The sequence below is a fragment of the Clostridium sp. YIM B02569 genome (genome assembly GCF_022320765.1).
In the GTDB taxonomy this organism is placed as follows: Bacteria; Bacillota; Clostridia; order Clostridiales; family Clostridiaceae; genus Clostridium; species Clostridium beijerinckii.
The window spans coordinates 34,452-50,776 of record NZ_JAKJJX010000017.1 but is presented as its reverse complement, the minus strand read 5'-3'; the positions used below and the strand labels follow the sequence as shown (position 1 = coordinate 50,776).

Genomic DNA, 16,325 nt, shown 5'->3' with positions numbered 1-16,325 from the left:
CATAGGAATATAGTTATCTTTTTAAATATGTTTCTATGAATAAATGTATATATTTACCCTTGTTCATATTAAACTTTAAACTGGTGCTCCAAATACATATTAGAGTTTTTCAGTTTTTTACTTCTTAGTCTTAAAAAAGTCAAGGCAGCGCCGATTAAGCTTATTACTGCAGCCGCTATATATACAGCTCTCATAGCATATATAAAAGCATCATTTCTTCCTGCTACAAAATCTGTAACACGGTATCCAATTATAGAACTCATCATACTATATAAAAGCGTTGTAGCTAAAGCTATCCCACATACCATTCCCAAGTTTCTTACAAGAGCATTTACGCTTCCTGCAATTCCAAGTTTCTCTTTCGGTACTGTTGACATTATCAAAGAATTATTAGGCGATTGAAATAATCCCATACCAATAGACATAATTCCTATGAATATTATTGTGATTATTACAGTTGAATTTACATTTAAAGTGGACATTAATATTAACCCTAGGCTTATAAGTATCAAACCTATGAAGGTTAAAAGTTCTGAACCAATTTTATCTGATAAGCTTCCACTAAGAGGTGCTACTACAGTTAAGAGTAATGGATAAACCATCATTATTAATCCAGTATGTTCTGGCGTATAATTCATTACATCTTGAAGGTAAAATGGCAGAATAATATTGTTACAGAAGATTGCCACAAAAGTTACAAATGCACAAAATATACTTAAAGAAAATAATTTATTGCTAAATATATTTAATTGTAATAGAGGATCTTCTTTTTTCTTTTCCACAAAAATAAACATTATAAATGAGATAATTGCGATGGCAAAGCTCAATAAAATCATTGGATCTGAAAAGCCAATGTTCAAACCTTCATCTAAAGCTCCAAAGAGTGGAACTATTGCAAACATAAATAATACAGCTCCTAAGATATCTAATTTTCCCTTAACTGTTTTATTCCCCTTCGGTAACAATTTAATAGCATAAAATAATGCTATTACACCAATAGGTACATTTATCAAAAAAATATATTCCCAACTTGCTGCGCCTACTATTAGTCCTCCAAGTCCTGGTCCTATTAGAGATCCTAAAGCTACAGAAGTACCTAAAAATCCAAGAGCTTTTCCTCTTTCATGTGGAGGGAATGTTTCTGTAATAATCCCTTGATTATTAGCCATAGTTCCAGCAGCGCCTATAGCTTGTACTATTCTTGCTAAAATAAGTATTGGAAAAGAATTTGTTATACCACATAGTAACGATCCAAGGGTAAATAATCCTAATCCAAATATAAACATCTTGGATTTTCCAAGCATGTCTCCAAGTCTTCCAAAAATCAATACTGTCCCAGCGATTACTATTAAATAACTTGTTGCAACTAATTGTATACTAGATGTTGTTACATTTAAAGCAATAGCCATTTTAGGTAATGCTACATTTACAATGCTACCATCTAGGGCAGACATAACTGTAAACATTAAAACTATTACTAATATGGACCATTTGCTTCTATCTTTTATATTTTCCATCAATTTTCCTCCTTTATCACTTGTCACTATTTAGCTTACATAGCCATATTACCTTAATTCTCAAATTCGTTTAATCTTCGAATATTGATTAGAATTTTCTTTAAAGACTGCATTGTAATTAACATTTCTGCTTCTGATACATCTTCTGTTATTAAACTCATCAACATTTGAACATCTTCATGAATTTTTGGCAATACTTCTTTAGCTTTCTCTGTTAAATATAATTTATAAGATCTACTATCTTTTTCATCTTGTTTTTTATAAACATAACCAAGATCTACTAATTTTGTAATTGTTCTTGCAGACATTGCCTTGTCATTACCAAGTTCTTTGCTTAAGCCGTTTTGGCTTATACCTTCGTTTCCTTCAAGATTAAACAAATATGGGCTGGAACCACTGCTTAATCCATATTTTTTTAAGGCCTTTTCTAAATACATTTGCTTATATCTGAAAATTTTATTTGTAATCATTATGAGGTTCATGCTTTCAACATCCATAATCATTCTCTCCTTATAATATAATTGATTAGTCTACTATATTATATTTACACTATGTTGACTTGTCAACTTTTATAATGGAACATTTTTACTAAATAGAATATAAATATTCTATTTATATTCACATAATCTTGATCATCATATAACCCGTTCTCACAACAGACTTATATAAATTACTTTTGAATAATCTTTTTAATTATTGAAAGCATGATGATTTATCTGTTACTACAAAGTGATAATATAACAGCTGCTTATCAATATTTACTTATAAACATTATCAAATTTATACTTTTAAAATTTATCATCTTATCATATCCCAATATAATTGACCAGTCAACAATACTTTGTCATCGTCAAGTTGACTAGTCAATCTATTTGCTTATTTCTACATATTTTATGAGGATGAAGCAAAAACTCATTTAACTCATAATTGGTAATAATGATGATATGGCTATAGGTGCAATTAATCATTTGTTGTAATCTTGTAAATAACAAATGATAAAAAAACATTAAGCAAACTTATAAAATTTCACCTTCTTAGACTTTATGCAGAAATATAATTAAAGGTACAAGCAATCCTTTACTTGTACCTTTAATTTATAATTTATGAATTTGAGTTCATACTGTAGTCAGCTTCTAATTATTCTTGCAACGCTTCATCTTGACATCTTAGTTCTCCACTATCTTTCAAAATTATTTTTACAAACTTATTTATATTTTTTATCTAACGATAACAGTTCATTTAAAATTATATATCTCTCGAAATACTACGTAAGTCTTTTTCCACGTTAAGTAGCACACTCCTCTTTATATTATCACCAATCCATGCTCGCATAAGGTGTTGCATCACTCTATCTTGATTACAATTTGATTACAATATAGCTGGTAAATTAACGTCTTATACGGTAGTTTGAGCTATGATTTGGACAACTTAAAAAGTGCCTGAGTCCTTAGTTTTACTAAGTTCTCAGACACTTTTAACATCTTATTTCCATGGCGGAGAGAAGGGGATTTGAACCCCTCACCCGTATTGTAAAGCCTTATAAATAGGGTGTTTCTGAGTATAGGTAATCAAAAAGGTAATCAAACGGGAAGGAGGTTTGTACGCTATACGCAAATCCCAATCTTCAGCCATTTTATCAGTCACACGAATTAAAAATACCGCTCTTATAATTATAGAGAGGTATTTTTTATTATTTGCGGAGTTTCTTCATTTCTACCGCAGAATTAGAAGTAAGTGAAAAAATTTTTATAGTAATATATTGCAACTAACGAGTCATAACATTGTAATAGCTTTGAAAGATGAGTTAGTGCCAGAAACTTTTTCCCTGATATTCACCACAAATATAAAAACAACGCACTTCATAGAAATATGCGTTGTCTTTATATTATAAATCACCACGTTTTTTCACTTTCATAATCGAATTGCATGAAGACGATGATATTGATATACAGAACCTTGGAACCGTGTAGCTTTGCCGATATGTTTCCGCATACGTGCTGATCAGGTGGAGGTATCACACGACCAAGTGAAAGGGCAGCTTCAACTTACTGGCAAGCCGGGGTCAATCCCTGTCATGTCGATGGATACATCCCACAATCGCTTTGCAAGCTGCGGATCTCGCGCCTGCTCGGAACAAGAGGATTCGAAAGAAGGTCCCCTCAACTCATGAAATCCTGTCGATCCATAATAACCGCCTGGCTTTATCTGCCCAGTCGCTGCATGCAGTGCTCCCCAGGCACCCATGGCAGGCGTATTCAAGAACAGACGGACCACCGGCATCACTACTTTGCCAAGCACGCTATCGCGTCCAAGCTTCGTTCCTCCTGCAAGGCCAGGATGGCAGGCCACGGCTGTCGTTTGCGCACCCGCAGCCCGCAGCCGACGGTCCAACTCGAAGACGAAAAGCATATTCGCGAGTTTAGTGGCACCATAGCGTGGGAGCCATCTGAAGCTCTTCTCTGCGTTAAGGTCTTCCCAGTCAATCTCCGCGCCCTTGTGTTGACCGCTGCTGGTGACAACGATACGAGATCCAGACGTTTCCATGAGCTTGGGCAGCAGTAGAGCGGTGAAGGCGAAGCAGCCAAGATGATTAACTCCAAACGTAAGTTCAAAACCTTGCACCGTGTGCCTTAGCTTAGGACCTTGCACGCCAGCATTGTTAATGAGAACGTCGATGTGCGGCTCCTTCGCGGCCAATTCAGCTGCGCTGCGCACACTCGCCAGATCTGCCAGATCGAGTTGCAGGAAAGCGAGGTCAGCTTCGGGGACCTTCTGCCAAATCCGGTCCATGGCGGCTTTCGCCTTCGTTTGGTCGCGGCAGGCGAGCAGCACTCGCGCGCCCCTCGCTGCCAGCACGTTTGCAACTTTGAATCCAACGCCGGTATTGGCTCCGGTAACGATGATGCATTTACCTGATTGATCAGGTACACTAGCATCAGTAAATCCTGTTTTACTATTTAACATATAAATCACACCTCCAACAATTTCAATCGACTAGTCTGTCGATTTTAAACAAAGAATATTTCTAATTTTTAATACTATCTTCCCAAAAGGTCACAGAATATAGATTCTGTGACTTTTGCGGTAATGCTTCTGATAATAAAAGTTGGTATTCTAATACAAGTGACTAGTATACTCTTTTGATAAGTCTTAAACTTTCTCCATAAGTTTCAAAACAAAGATTCCTTCACCTATTTCTTCCTTCTAATTAGCGAAAGTAAGTTTAATTATGTAATTTGAAATTGTGAACAATTAAACTGACTGTTTCATTATTTGAATCTCCATTCCCCATGAAGTTGTTATATAGAAAAATCCAAGAGGGCTCAGCTCTCTAACTTTAACATCAGACTGTTCTGAAAAATACTTCATAGCCTCTTCTAAATCAGTTACTGTAATAGCTAGATGAGCTACACCGATATCACTGGGTTTTAGGTTAACATTTTGTTGATCTGGCGTCGACCATTGAACCAGTTCGATCTTCCTACCCCCATATTGCAAAAATGCTGCCCCTTCTACTACTGAATTTTCATGAACCCCAAAGCACCTCTTTAAACTATCATCTTCAAACTGCATCCGTCCTGGCCGGAACAAGACTTCAAAACCAAAAATGTTAGTGAAGAATTCAACTGCTACTTCGATATTTGGTACTACAAATCCAGAATGTTCAATTGTGCCTTGAAAAATTGTGTTTTTCATATCGCTAAACTCCTTTGATTTTTTATTTGGAAATAAATAATTTATTATAAAGCTTGCACCTAGTTCAAATGCTTTTTGACAATCTAGAGGAAAAATAACAGCTTCCTTTTAAAATTTACATGTTCCATCGGAACAATAGTCATCTGATGACTGTTCTGATCTATGCGCTTTAGCCTTAGCATTGTCATAATCTTCTTTCCATGTTTGTCGTAATACCTCTAAAAAAGTTTCACTGGGCTGTGCTCCTGAGATGGTATATTTGTCATTTACAATGAAAAATGGGACACCCTGAATGCCGATTTTCGATCCCTCGGCTTTATCATCTGCAATATTATCGCTATATTTATCATTTGCTAAAACATTCAAAGCTTCGTTTTCATCAAGACCTATCTCACTTGCAAGTTTGGCAAGTGTTGCATGATCACCAATATCTAGTGTATCAGTAAAGTGAGCTTTCATAATACACTCCATAAACTCTCGCATCTTCCCATTCTCTTTTGCATAATAAGAAAGGCGAAGTGCGTCATATGAATTCGTAGGAATCATTGTATCAAATTGATAATCTAACCCAACCCTTTTCGCTTTTTGTTTAAGTTCATTGTTCAATGCTTTTGCTTTTTCATATGAGATACCATGCTTTGAAGATAATACTTGATGGATATTCATTCCTGTATTTTTTTTCACATATGGATCTAATTGAAAACTACGAAATACGACTTCTACCTCTTCCTTGTGTTCAAACTGCTCTAATCCTTTTTCAAAGTTGCGTTTGCCCATATAACAAAATGGGCAAGCAAAATCAGACCAAATTTCTATTTTCATAATTATACACTCCTTCTCTTTTAATCTGTTACAGCTCAATATCACTGATCATTTCTGTATTTAATAGTTTGTGTATTAGTAATTTATCCAATTAGGTTTTCCCAACCATTAAATACGCTTAAAGCTAATGGCTTCATCTGAGACGGTCTTAACTTTATCACATATAAAATATTCATTATTCTGGAACATACCTTAAAATAAAAATATTACGATTCATCTATTTGCTTTAATGCCTACTAGTATAAATATAGCTATTTTTCTTTTATGGTTATAACTCTATCTTTATTATAACGGCATGCTTTGGCGCATTTACCACAGCCAACACATTTATTTATATCTATTGTTGGATAATCTACTTTAAAAATAAATTTTCTATCCTGTGTAATTGCATTAGCAGGGCAGCTTTTTATAGTGCTGCACACTAAACATTTATGACAACTATTAGTATTTATGAATGCTTTTCTCATTTGTTACCTCCTAATTATTATTAAGTTAATAAATTTTTTTATTTAACTAAACAACAATTGTTGTATAAATAATTTATATTATTTATACTAAAGTAATAACACTATATAATCAAACAACAAAATTTATATAGTGTTGTCTATACAACAATTTATGTTTTTTGTATATTAATTTAAGAAATAGTGAGGAGATTCTATGAAGACAAAAAATAATTATAATGACCCAAGAGCAAAAAGAACCCGTCAATTTATTATTGACGCTTTCATTTCTTTAATAATCAAAAAAGATTTTGAATCCATTACCATAAAAGATATTACTGAAAAAGCTGCCATAAATAGAGTTACATTTTATGCTCATTTTCAAGATAAATATGCTCTTTTTGATTTTGTAATATCAGATAGATTTAATGAAATATTATCTCAAAATATTAATCTTCAAGCCGAAATTGATGATAAATTTATTAGAAGTTTAATTATCTCAGTTTGTGAATACCATCAAAGTGCTCGCGAAACATGCAAGCGTGGTTATATTTCTGTTGCTTCCATAATGAATAAAAAATCTGGAGATGCTCTAGTTGATTTTTTATATAATAAATTTAAGAATTATAAATCTGCAAATTACGATTCTAGAAGAATAAAATTACTATCTATCATGGTGAGTAACTCAATTTCAAGCTCAGTCTATGAATGGATCACTAATAATGAAGTAATATCTCCCGAAATCCTTGCTAAAGAAATTCTTCCATTTATAATGGGGGGAATACATCAGATGCTAGAGACCTAAACTGAAATAATAAATAAAAAAACTAAATTTTAAGCGGCTATATATTGCCACAAGCAATAAAAATAAAGGCTTCTGAGTATTGTTTCCTCCCAGCATTACCTGGTAAATCGAACAGCATACTCTGAAAGCCTTATTTTACAAGCTTGCAAACCTTATTTAATTTATACACTTTTTATCAATGCACACACTCCAAGTGCCTTGAGTATAAAAAAGATACTGCTTGAGCCTAGTTGGGACCTAGCTGCATTTAAAAGTTTTCTGCCAGTTCAGCAGCTCTGATCAATCCTGATTCGATAATTTCCTCAGCACGGTCTCTGTATTTTGCGTGTCCTTCAATGACTACAATCTCAGGGTTTTTGATACCCAGCAATACACCAAATATATTCTTTACGTAATTTAACCCCATCTCCAATGGAGCTGCAAATTCCGACGAAAAGTCTCCGCCACGCGCACAGAGAAGAGCAACTTTTTTGTCGCCAACCAATCCTTCTGGTTGACCTTCTGCCGTGTATCTGAACGTTCTCCCTGATTGCAACAAATAGGAAATATAAGTGATGAGAGGGGCCGGAACCGTTAAGTTCCATAAGGGGAATGCTAAAACAACTTTGTCCACGGCCAAAAATTCGTTCAAATAGTGGTTCACTATTTCTGCAGCCTGACTTTCTTCCGCAGTGTTTTCTAATCCTTGTGCTGCTTTATAAAGTCCCGAAATAGCTGTATTACCGTAATATGGAAGACCAACGCTAAAAAGATCCAGTTCTATTATTTTATCCTGTGGATGAGACTCCTTGTATGTTTTCAAAAAAGTATCGTACATTTTGACACTAACCGCTTGCTCTGCTGGTCTGTCGTTAGATTTGATGAATAATACATTTGCCATAAATATAACCTCCCAAAATTACAATATTTAATAAATTAAGCAACTTTCTTTTTGCGAGTTTATTTGTTCGATTCCAAATCAGTTATATTCAACTGGTGGCATCTTACTTTTTTTATCGCCCTCATTTATACAACACGTGTTGCATAAATAAATTATACTATATTTCAAAGATTGTTCAACCAACAATTTTAAATACATGTAGTATACACAACAAAGTATTAAAAATGTATTAAAAATAAAGAAGCCCATGAGTTAAAAGTAATATGAAAAATACTCATCTTCGGTTTACCCTCAATTTTATGTCACACGATTTTTAATCAGCAACTTTACTTCTTCATCTGTACAAGTTTCTGTTACTGGTTTATCACATTTTATTAATTGTATATGAAACTTTTCCATGTATCCTGATCTCATGAAATAATATAGAATGGCCGTTAAGGCCCTAAGATAAGTATGTATAGTTATGTCCTTTATATCCAATTCAGTCTGACAACCTATAATAAAGTTATCAACTGTAGCCTTGGTTATATCCCTTATCGGCATCTTAGGATCAATAAACTTATAAATACTCCTCATTGAATTATCATAGAATTGTATTGTTGCAGGCCTTAAATTCCTAGCTCTGCAGTTGAAGATAAACTCGTCATAGCCTCTATCAAAGGTTGTACCTTTAGTGCTAACTTCTATTATTTTTCTTTTCAAAATATCTACCACCTTTACATAAAAAAAACTACACACGATTCGGATATTTTCCGTAAATAATCGTGTATAGTAATTTTATGCTTCCATAAGGTGGAGCACACCTGGAAGCCCCTAAATATGCGGTGGCGGAGAGAAGGGGATTTGAACCCCTGATAGAGTTGCCCCTATACACGCTTTCCAGGCGTGCTCCTTCGACCACTCGGACATCTCTCCATATAGTATTTAATGCTTTATTATAATATCATATAATTGTTATCGATTCAACTGAATATTTTATATATACAAATCCTATCATTTAATACAATCTATTTATTCTTATTCAATATAAACCATCATACTTCCATTTTCGTAATTAATGCAAATAATAGGCAGAAATACTTAAAATTTAAGTACTTTTGCCTACTATAAATTACTTCTAATTTAATTAGCTATCATTTCTATAATGAAATAAATAGTACTACCACAAATTTATCTCTTAAAGTGCTTGTATAAACTTATTTATACATATACTCTCTAGTCCATGGTAAATCGTTGTTTACTCCTTTATTGAATACGAATTGATGAATACTTATATTTCCGGAGTTAAAAGATGCTGCACAAGCATTTAAATACAATCTCCACATTCTTATAAATGTTTCATCCTTAGTCTTCCTTATCTCCAGCAATGCATTCTCAAAGTTCTTTGCCCAATGCTCCAAAGTTCTTCCATAATGAAGTCTTAGGTTTTCTGCATCAATTAAAGTGAACTTTTCATCTGACATACAATTGATTAGTTCTCTAACTGCTGGCACATATCCGCCTGGGAATATATATTTATCAATCCATGTATTATTTCCTCCAACCTCTGTTGATGTTATGCAGTGGAGTAAAGATACCCCTTTATCATTTAATAAGTTATTGACATTTGAAAAATACTCTGCAAGATGATCTTGCCCTACATGTTCTAACATTCCCACACTAACGATTTTATCAAATGTTCTATTTTTTAGTTCTCTGTAATCTACAAGTTCAACTTCAATAAGATCCTCTAATCCTTCACTTTTTATTCTTTCTTTAACTTTTGCTAATTGTTCAGAACTTAAAGTTATGCCCATAGCTTTTACCTTATATTTTTTTGCTGCAGATATTATCAGTTCACCCCAACCACAACCTATATCAAGTAGTGTCTCTCCTTCTTTTAAGTTTAACTTTTTAAGAATATGCTCTACTTTATTCTTTTGTGCTTGAGTTAATGAATCACTTTTTGATTTGAAGTATCCACATGAATATGTCATAGTATCATCTAACCATAATTTATAAAAATCATTTCCAATATCGTAGTGGAACTCAATATTTTTCTTGCTATTTTTGATACTATTTGTAGCCATCCTTAGTAAATTTGCATATTTGTCACTATTACTCAAAAAACTTTCCTGATTATTATATAAAGATTCTATAACCTTTTGAATGCTTCCTTCAATATCTATTTTTTTAGTCATATAAGCTTCACCAAATGTTAATGAAGGGTCCTTTATAATATCGGCTTTAGGAATAGGCTCATTAAATATTATTCTGAATTCTGGATTCCCTTCCCCATAAATTTCTGAACTTCCATCCCAAAGTTTTAATTCAAAAGTATCTGAAAATAAATTCTTAAATAATGTTTTGTAAAATATTTTATCAATAATCATGATAATCATCTCCCTATTTAAAATTAATTATTAAATATAGAACTTTAAACAGAAATATGCAAATTAAATTTCTAAATAGATTCTAAACAATATGATTTAATTCCAAGTGTTTTTGTGCCGCAATTGAAGCTGCATTAGAATCATGATCTTTTAAAGCTCTCCATATTTCTTCATGATGATTTTTTACAGGTATTTTATTAATAGTATGAACTTTTGAATTTTCAATATATTTTTCAACCAAAGAAGATATAGAAAACATTATAGTTGAAATTAAGTGATTGCCAGTAGCTTGCGCTATTTTATAATGAAATTTTTTGTCTAATATAGCACAGGCTTCAATATCTGAATTATTATTTAATTCGTCCATTATTTCCTTCAATTCTATAAGTTGTTCATCAGTTATATTTTTAGCAGCGATAGCTGCTGTTTCTGGTTCAATTATTTTTCTAAGCTCAAGAACATCCTCACTTTTGCTTCCTAGAAGTAAGAATACAATAGATAAAGGTTCAAGCAGACTATTTTCAAAATTTTCATTGATAAAATTCCCTTCCCCGTGCTTAGATTCTATAAGTCCAAGCATTTGTAAAGATTTTAGTGCTTCTCTAACAGATGCCCTGCTAACCTCAAGCTTCTCACATAAATCTCTCTCAGATGGTAACTTATCTCCACTCTTTAGTTCTCCTCTTTTAACAATTTCTTTTATTTGCTCTATTACTATTTCATATATTTTTGTACTCTTCACAGGACTTAACATCGATATCATCCTCTCAAAACTTTATATGTTTGCTTTTGATAAGTAGTTAAGTAATTCGTTGTAATTTTTTTCTGCTAACAGTTCTTTATTTTTTGAATTCTCTATTTTATGATTATGTATACTAATATTTTTTCTAAAGCTATCCAATGTGTTCATAATAGCAATTTTAAAAAGAGGAATACTATCAATTATTCTCTTTATTCCATATACATATTCATCATCACTTAGTTTAAAACATTGAAATAATCCAGAGGTCAACCTCCCATCAGAAAAGATATAAATATATCTATCGCTCATTTCATCAGATAAATTAACTTCTATTTTATGCTTATACAGTCTAAAAACAACATCTCTACTTTTTATAAATACTGGAAATATACTTGAAAAAAGCATCGCCATATTATTATCTTCCTCATCAATTAAACCAGAGAAGTCATTTTCATTAAGTTTCATTATAATTTCATCTGTGAATATGCTATTCTTTATCTCTTTTCCTAACTTTACTTTTAACCTCTGTTCTCTCTCTTCAATTAATAAATTATCAATAGAACTAAATAACTTATTAATTGGACTCTCTCCCTTTTTGTAGTTATTTTTATCTCCATTCAAAGATAATCCCCCCTAACTAATTTAAAAATACTGAAAATAAACTCCATAATACAGGTGCTATCAGTACAGTCACAATCCCAGAAATTGCAATAGTCAAACTACTCATAGCTCCTTCAATTTCACCTATTTCCATAGCTTTTGCTGTCCCAACAGCATGTGATGAACTTCCCATGGCAATTCCCATGGCTACTTTATCATTTATCCTTAATATTTTATATAGGAATGGTCCAATGATAGAACCCAGTATTCCAGTAATTATAATGGCAACAACAGCTACAGAAGGAAGCCCTCCTAACTGTTTAGATAATGCCATTCCTATAGGAGTAGTTATAGATTTAGGAATTAATGATTTTGTAAGCTCGCTTGAAAGATTAAATGCCTTTGAAAGCAGAATTACAGATATCATCCCAGATACAGCTCCAAATAAAATACCTGATAAAATAGGCAAAGCATTTTCTTTAAACAAAGAAAACTTTTTATATAATGGTAATGCTAATGCAATAGTTGCTGGAGCCAAAAAGAAAGAAATTATTTGTCCCCCGCTATTATAATCATCATACTTAATATTAAATTTTAATAAAAATGCAATTAGAATTACTATTGCTATAAGTAATGGATTAAATATTGAAAGCTTAAGTTTTTGTTTTATTAAAAGACCTATTTCATAAGCAATAATAGATATTAAGACTCCAAAAACAGGTGAATTTATCATATCATTCATTTTGAAGTCACCTTCCTTAAAAATTTAACAACGTAGGCAGTCACAATCCAAACTACAAATGTAGAAATAACAATTATAGTGGAGAAAGGTATAATCTTGCCTTTAATTGCTTGAAATGATGTCACTAACCCTACCCCTGCTGGGATAAATAAGAATGACATATGAGTTATTAATACCTCACATATATCTTCAATCATCTCAACTTTAACAATTCCAAAATATAACGCTAAGAAAAGAAAAATGAGACCTAAAACTGTGCCTGGTATAGGTAATTTAAAAACTACTTGTACTATTGTTCCTAAAAAATATGATACTAGAATAATCATTAACTGCTTTAAATACTTCAACTAAAAATCACCTCTTGTTTAAAAATCATTGGTATAGTGGTCTGACCAGTTGCTATTACTATATCATATTTATTTTTATATCTCAACTTCATAATATTCTAAAAATGTGATTTTATTCCCCATATTTCCAATTGGCTCTCACTAACTACCTATATCTTTACTAATCTCTTTAAATAAGAAAAGCACCTTAAATCTAATACTTTTAAGATTTAAAGTACATAGTTTATTTCTATATTGCAATAAAATTTAAAATTAATTCCATTCTTAACTATATATTTTTTATAATTTATTTATACTTATTTCTTCTCTGGCAAAAAAACTCCAACATGATATCAGAACATTCTTTATCATATAGCCATTTGGTACTTACAAAAGAATTTAACCATTTATTATCTGTAACATCAATTACCGAACCACAAGCACCCATATCTTTATTAAATGTTCCTATATATACTTTAGATATTCTACTCTGAATTATCGCCCCCGCACACATGGGACAAGGTTCTAATGTAACATACATTTCAGCTCTATTTAATCTCCAATCTCCAATAAATTTCGAAGCTTCTTTAATAGCTAAAATCTCAGCATGAGCAGTACTATCATTTAAGGTTTCTTTTAAATTATGAGCTCTTCCTATTATTTTATCATCCAATACAATCACTGCTCCTACTGGAATCTCCCCTTTTTTCATTGCCATCTTAGCTTCTTCTTTTGCAATTTTTAGAAAATCAACCATTTGTAATGCTCCCATCATGAATTTTCTTGACTAAATATTTTTAATATTATATATGTTCCTTTCTCAATATTCTACCATATAATAAAAATATAAAATCATAAGTTTCATACTCATTATTATTAACTTATATTCAATAATCAAATAAAAATCCAAAAATATAGAAGGGATATATTTAAAATATCTCCCTCCTATATATGAATTCATCTAACTTCGGCTTAATTTAATTCGTTTAGTGTCGGCATTGAGGCTATAGCCCCGTAGTTGGTGCATGTTATTGCACCTACCTTATTTGCAAATAAAACTATCTCTTTCCATCTATCAAAACTTATACTCTCTTTGTCATCAATATCGGATACCTGCCTTAATACTGCTCCAACAAATGCATCTCCCGCACCAGTGGAATCTACTTGCTTAATTTTTATAGATGGTATTACTTCATTTTTTCCATTAACACTTAAGTATGTGCCCTTAGACCCTAAAGTAACCGTTACAACCTTAACTCCAATTTCATGTAACTTGTTAACAGCGCTTTCTATATCTTTTTCTTTTGTTATTAAATATAATTCTTCATCACTTAGTTTCGTAAAGTTACTGTATCTCAAGAATTTAACACAATCCTCAACAAACAACTCTAACTTGTCTTGAGTGATTAGTGCATCGCGGTAATTAGGATCAAATGATACATATATGTTATTAGATTTCGCATATTCTAATAGTTTAAAATATGTCTTTTTTAACTCTCCATCTAAAAATCCCGTTGCAGACCCAAAATGAATTATATCTGAATTACTTATCTTTGATAAATCTATATTATCAAACGAATATTCCCCATCACTACCTCTTAGGAAGTCAAAGTTACGTTCACCATTTGCATCAATTCCAACTAATGCAATTGTTGTACTTCCTCTTTCTACAGTCATATCAGTATTTATATTCAAGCTTTTTAGCAGCTCAACTAAATGCTTACCAAAAAAATCATTACCTACTTGTCCTAAAAAATAAGCATTACCTTCTAATTTACAAATACTCGCCGCTACATTTGCTGGTGCTCCACCTGCTTTTTTCTTAAATTTCTCTCCATTTTTTAAACCTTTATTATCTACACAAACCATATCAATTAAAAGTTCCCCAATGCAAAAAACATTATTATTCATACTTCACACTCCTTAAGTTCCACATATTTAGCTCATTAATTGTAATTTTGCTATCATTTCTTATTTGAAGTTCTAATCCTTCACTCTTAGGGTAATATGTTAATGTTGTTACTTCTAATCCATCTTGATAATATATTTCCATCACAGAATTGTCAATGAATACATTCATTTTTAGTTCTTTTGAAGAATTTAATTTGAATTTTCTTATGCCTTTTCCGCCAATATTCATATTACTTCTATCAACTGTACATAGTTGTCTTTTATTATCATATGTTATCAGAATATATTCGCCATTAAATTTAAATTTAACTTCTGTAGATTCAATATCCTCAACTTCTATACTTATCATTATTTCTACTGAACGAGACTCTAAAGCTAAATTGTAGTTATTCAAAGTTAGCCCTTTAATATTTATTAATTCATTTTCTCTTAAATTTCTCATTTCATTAATGGGCTTTTGATAAAGGACATTATTCTTATACTCTAAAACTCTAGGCATAGTTAATGAATACATCCATCCATGCTCATATGTCGGGTATTCAGAGTCCCTATCTGGCATTCCGATCCATCCAATCATTATATTTTCACCATTATGCTTAAATATTTGTGGAGCATAAAAATCAAATCCCATATCTAATTCTTTAAATCTACTATGATTTTTAAGCTCAACACTTTTTATATCTAGCTCACCAATTACATACCCTGACTGATATAAATTTTGATTTTTCAATTCTTCTTTTTCTAAACCTTGTGGTGAAAATATAAATGCATGTTTGCCTTTACTTATCCTTATTATATTGGGACATTCCCACATGTATCCAAAGTCCTTCATATCGGTTTTTAACTCACCAAGCAAGTTCCATTTAACTGAATCTATTGATTCATAAATTAAAGCTCTTCCTTTTAAGTCTTCACTTTGAACACCTAATATCATGTAATAAGTGTCATCTTCTATAAATACATATGGATCTCTAAAGTGAGCTGTATATCCATTTGGCTGTTTATCTATAATTACTCCATGTTTCTCTATTATTCCATCTTTATGATAAATGGCTAAGCACTGATATGACTCTCTTTCTCCATTTGGACCTTTTACGTTTCCTGTGTAGTATAACTTTAACTCATTATCTTTAACCACTCCACAACCTGAATAGCATCCATTTCTATCGAACCAATCTTGAGGTTTTAACGCCATTTGGGGCTTAGTAAAGTTAATGAAATTGGTTGTTGTTACTAATCCCCAGTGCTTTGTTTTATGCTCACATCCAAATGGATTCCATTGATAGAATATATGAAACTTATTGTCATAATAACTTAATCCATTTGGGTCATTGATCAAACCAAATGGCATCTCAATGTGAAAGTTGTTTCGCCATATACTCATTTCTTTATTACTGTAATAATTATTTAAATTTTGGTTTATTTCCTGGTATGATTTTGGGTTTGGCATCTTTCCTCTTCTCCTATTA

Annotated in this window: 17 protein-coding genes and 1 tRNA gene; 1 reads left to right on the top strand and 17 read right to left on the bottom strand. The window is 31.9% G+C overall.

Translation table 11 applies throughout. From position 1 onward, the window contains the following. Positions 1–68: 68 nt before the first annotated feature. The 6 genes from L3B96_RS16070 to L3B96_RS16045 all read right to left on the bottom strand — a co-directional run bounded on the left by L3B96_RS16070 (position 69) and on the right by L3B96_RS16045 (position 6,502). Entirely contained in the window at positions 69–1,517 is a 1,449-nt protein-coding gene (locus L3B96_RS16070; RefSeq protein WP_238948065.1) for an MFS transporter, read from the bottom strand. Between the two features lie 53 nt (positions 1,518–1,570). Continuing rightward, positions 1,571–2,014, bottom strand: coding sequence for a MarR family winged helix-turn-helix transcriptional regulator (locus L3B96_RS16065; RefSeq protein ID WP_238948064.1), 444 nt, complete (start codon positions 2,012–2,014; stop codon positions 1,571–1,573). Between the two features lie 1,543 nt (positions 2,015–3,557). Next, on the bottom strand, positions 3,558–4,481 hold the full coding sequence (locus L3B96_RS16060) for an oxidoreductase (RefSeq protein ID WP_238948063.1): 924 nt from the start codon (positions 4,479–4,481) through the stop codon (positions 3,558–3,560). Between the two features lie 288 nt (positions 4,482–4,769). Beyond that, the gene (locus tag L3B96_RS16055; RefSeq protein ID WP_238948062.1) at positions 4,770–5,213 is read right to left on the bottom strand and encodes a VOC family protein; all 444 of its coding nucleotides are present in this window, start codon (positions 5,211–5,213) and stop codon (positions 4,770–4,772) included. A gap of 108 nt (positions 5,214–5,321) precedes the next feature. Further along, positions 5,322–6,035, bottom strand: coding sequence for a DsbA family oxidoreductase (locus L3B96_RS16050; protein ID WP_275297200.1), 714 nt, complete (start codon positions 6,033–6,035; stop codon positions 5,322–5,324). A gap of 251 nt (positions 6,036–6,286) precedes the next feature. Then, positions 6,287–6,502 carry a 4Fe-4S binding protein gene (locus tag L3B96_RS16045; protein WP_238948060.1) on the bottom strand — a complete coding sequence of 72 codons (216 nt, stop codon included), beginning with the start codon at positions 6,500–6,502 and terminating at the stop codon, positions 6,287–6,289. Between the two features lie 193 nt (positions 6,503–6,695). Here L3B96_RS16045 and L3B96_RS16040 point away from each other — a divergent pair, with 193 nt between their 5' ends. After that, the gene (locus L3B96_RS16040) at positions 6,696–7,283 is read left to right on the top strand and encodes a TetR/AcrR family transcriptional regulator (RefSeq protein ID WP_238948059.1); all 588 of its coding nucleotides are present in this window, start codon (positions 6,696–6,698) and stop codon (positions 7,281–7,283) included. A gap of 247 nt (positions 7,284–7,530) precedes the next feature. On the opposite strand, the gene L3B96_RS16035 is transcribed toward L3B96_RS16040, so the two are convergent. The 11 genes from L3B96_RS16035 to L3B96_RS15985 form a co-directional block, all read right to left on the bottom strand. Further along, positions 7,531–8,163 carry an FMN-dependent NADH-azoreductase gene (locus L3B96_RS16035; RefSeq protein WP_238948058.1) on the bottom strand — a complete coding sequence of 211 codons (633 nt, stop codon included), beginning with the start codon at positions 8,161–8,163 and terminating at the stop codon, positions 7,531–7,533. A 297-nt stretch (positions 8,164–8,460) separates the two neighbouring features. Continuing rightward, entirely contained in the window at positions 8,461–8,877 is a 417-nt protein-coding gene (locus L3B96_RS16030; RefSeq protein WP_238948057.1) for a phage integrase SAM-like domain-containing protein, read from the bottom strand. A gap of 111 nt (positions 8,878–8,988) precedes the next feature. Beyond that, positions 8,989–9,078: transfer RNA gene (locus tag L3B96_RS16025), tRNA-Ser, on the bottom strand. A gap of 281 nt (positions 9,079–9,359) precedes the next feature. Next, complete coding sequence (locus L3B96_RS16020; RefSeq protein ID WP_275297195.1) at positions 9,360–10,535, bottom strand: cyclopropane-fatty-acyl-phospholipid synthase family protein; 1,176 nt, start codon at positions 10,533–10,535, stop codon at positions 9,360–9,362. 82 nt (positions 10,536–10,617) lie between these two features. Next, complete coding sequence (locus L3B96_RS16015) at positions 10,618–11,289, bottom strand: FadR/GntR family transcriptional regulator (protein ID WP_041900610.1); 672 nt, start codon at positions 11,287–11,289, stop codon at positions 10,618–10,620. 21 nt (positions 11,290–11,310) lie between these two features. Further along, on the bottom strand, positions 11,311–11,898 hold the full coding sequence (locus L3B96_RS16010) for a hypothetical protein (RefSeq protein WP_012061154.1): 588 nt from the start codon (positions 11,896–11,898) through the stop codon (positions 11,311–11,313). Between the two features lie 16 nt (positions 11,899–11,914). Further along, positions 11,915–12,619, bottom strand: coding sequence for an LrgB family protein (locus tag L3B96_RS16005; protein ID WP_238948056.1), 705 nt, complete (start codon positions 12,617–12,619; stop codon positions 11,915–11,917). Next, entirely contained in the window at positions 12,616–12,966 is a 351-nt protein-coding gene (locus L3B96_RS16000; protein ID WP_017212307.1) for a CidA/LrgA family protein, read from the bottom strand. Before L3B96_RS16000 ends, L3B96_RS16005 begins: the two co-directional genes overlap by 4 nt. Positions 12,967–13,252: 286 nt before the next feature. Next, a complete protein-coding gene (locus L3B96_RS15995) occupies positions 13,253–13,702 on the bottom strand; it encodes a nucleoside deaminase (RefSeq protein ID WP_012061157.1) in 450 nt (149 codons plus the stop codon). Between the two features lie 215 nt (positions 13,703–13,917). Next, entirely contained in the window at positions 13,918–14,856 is a 939-nt protein-coding gene (locus tag L3B96_RS15990) for a carbohydrate kinase (protein ID WP_238948055.1), read from the bottom strand. Beyond that, on the bottom strand, positions 14,849–16,306 hold the full coding sequence (locus tag L3B96_RS15985) for a sucrose-6-phosphate hydrolase (RefSeq protein WP_238948054.1): 1,458 nt from the start codon (positions 16,304–16,306) through the stop codon (positions 14,849–14,851). The genes L3B96_RS15990 and L3B96_RS15985 overlap by 8 nt, the downstream gene beginning before the upstream one ends. Between the last annotated feature and the right edge of the window lie 19 nt (positions 16,307–16,325).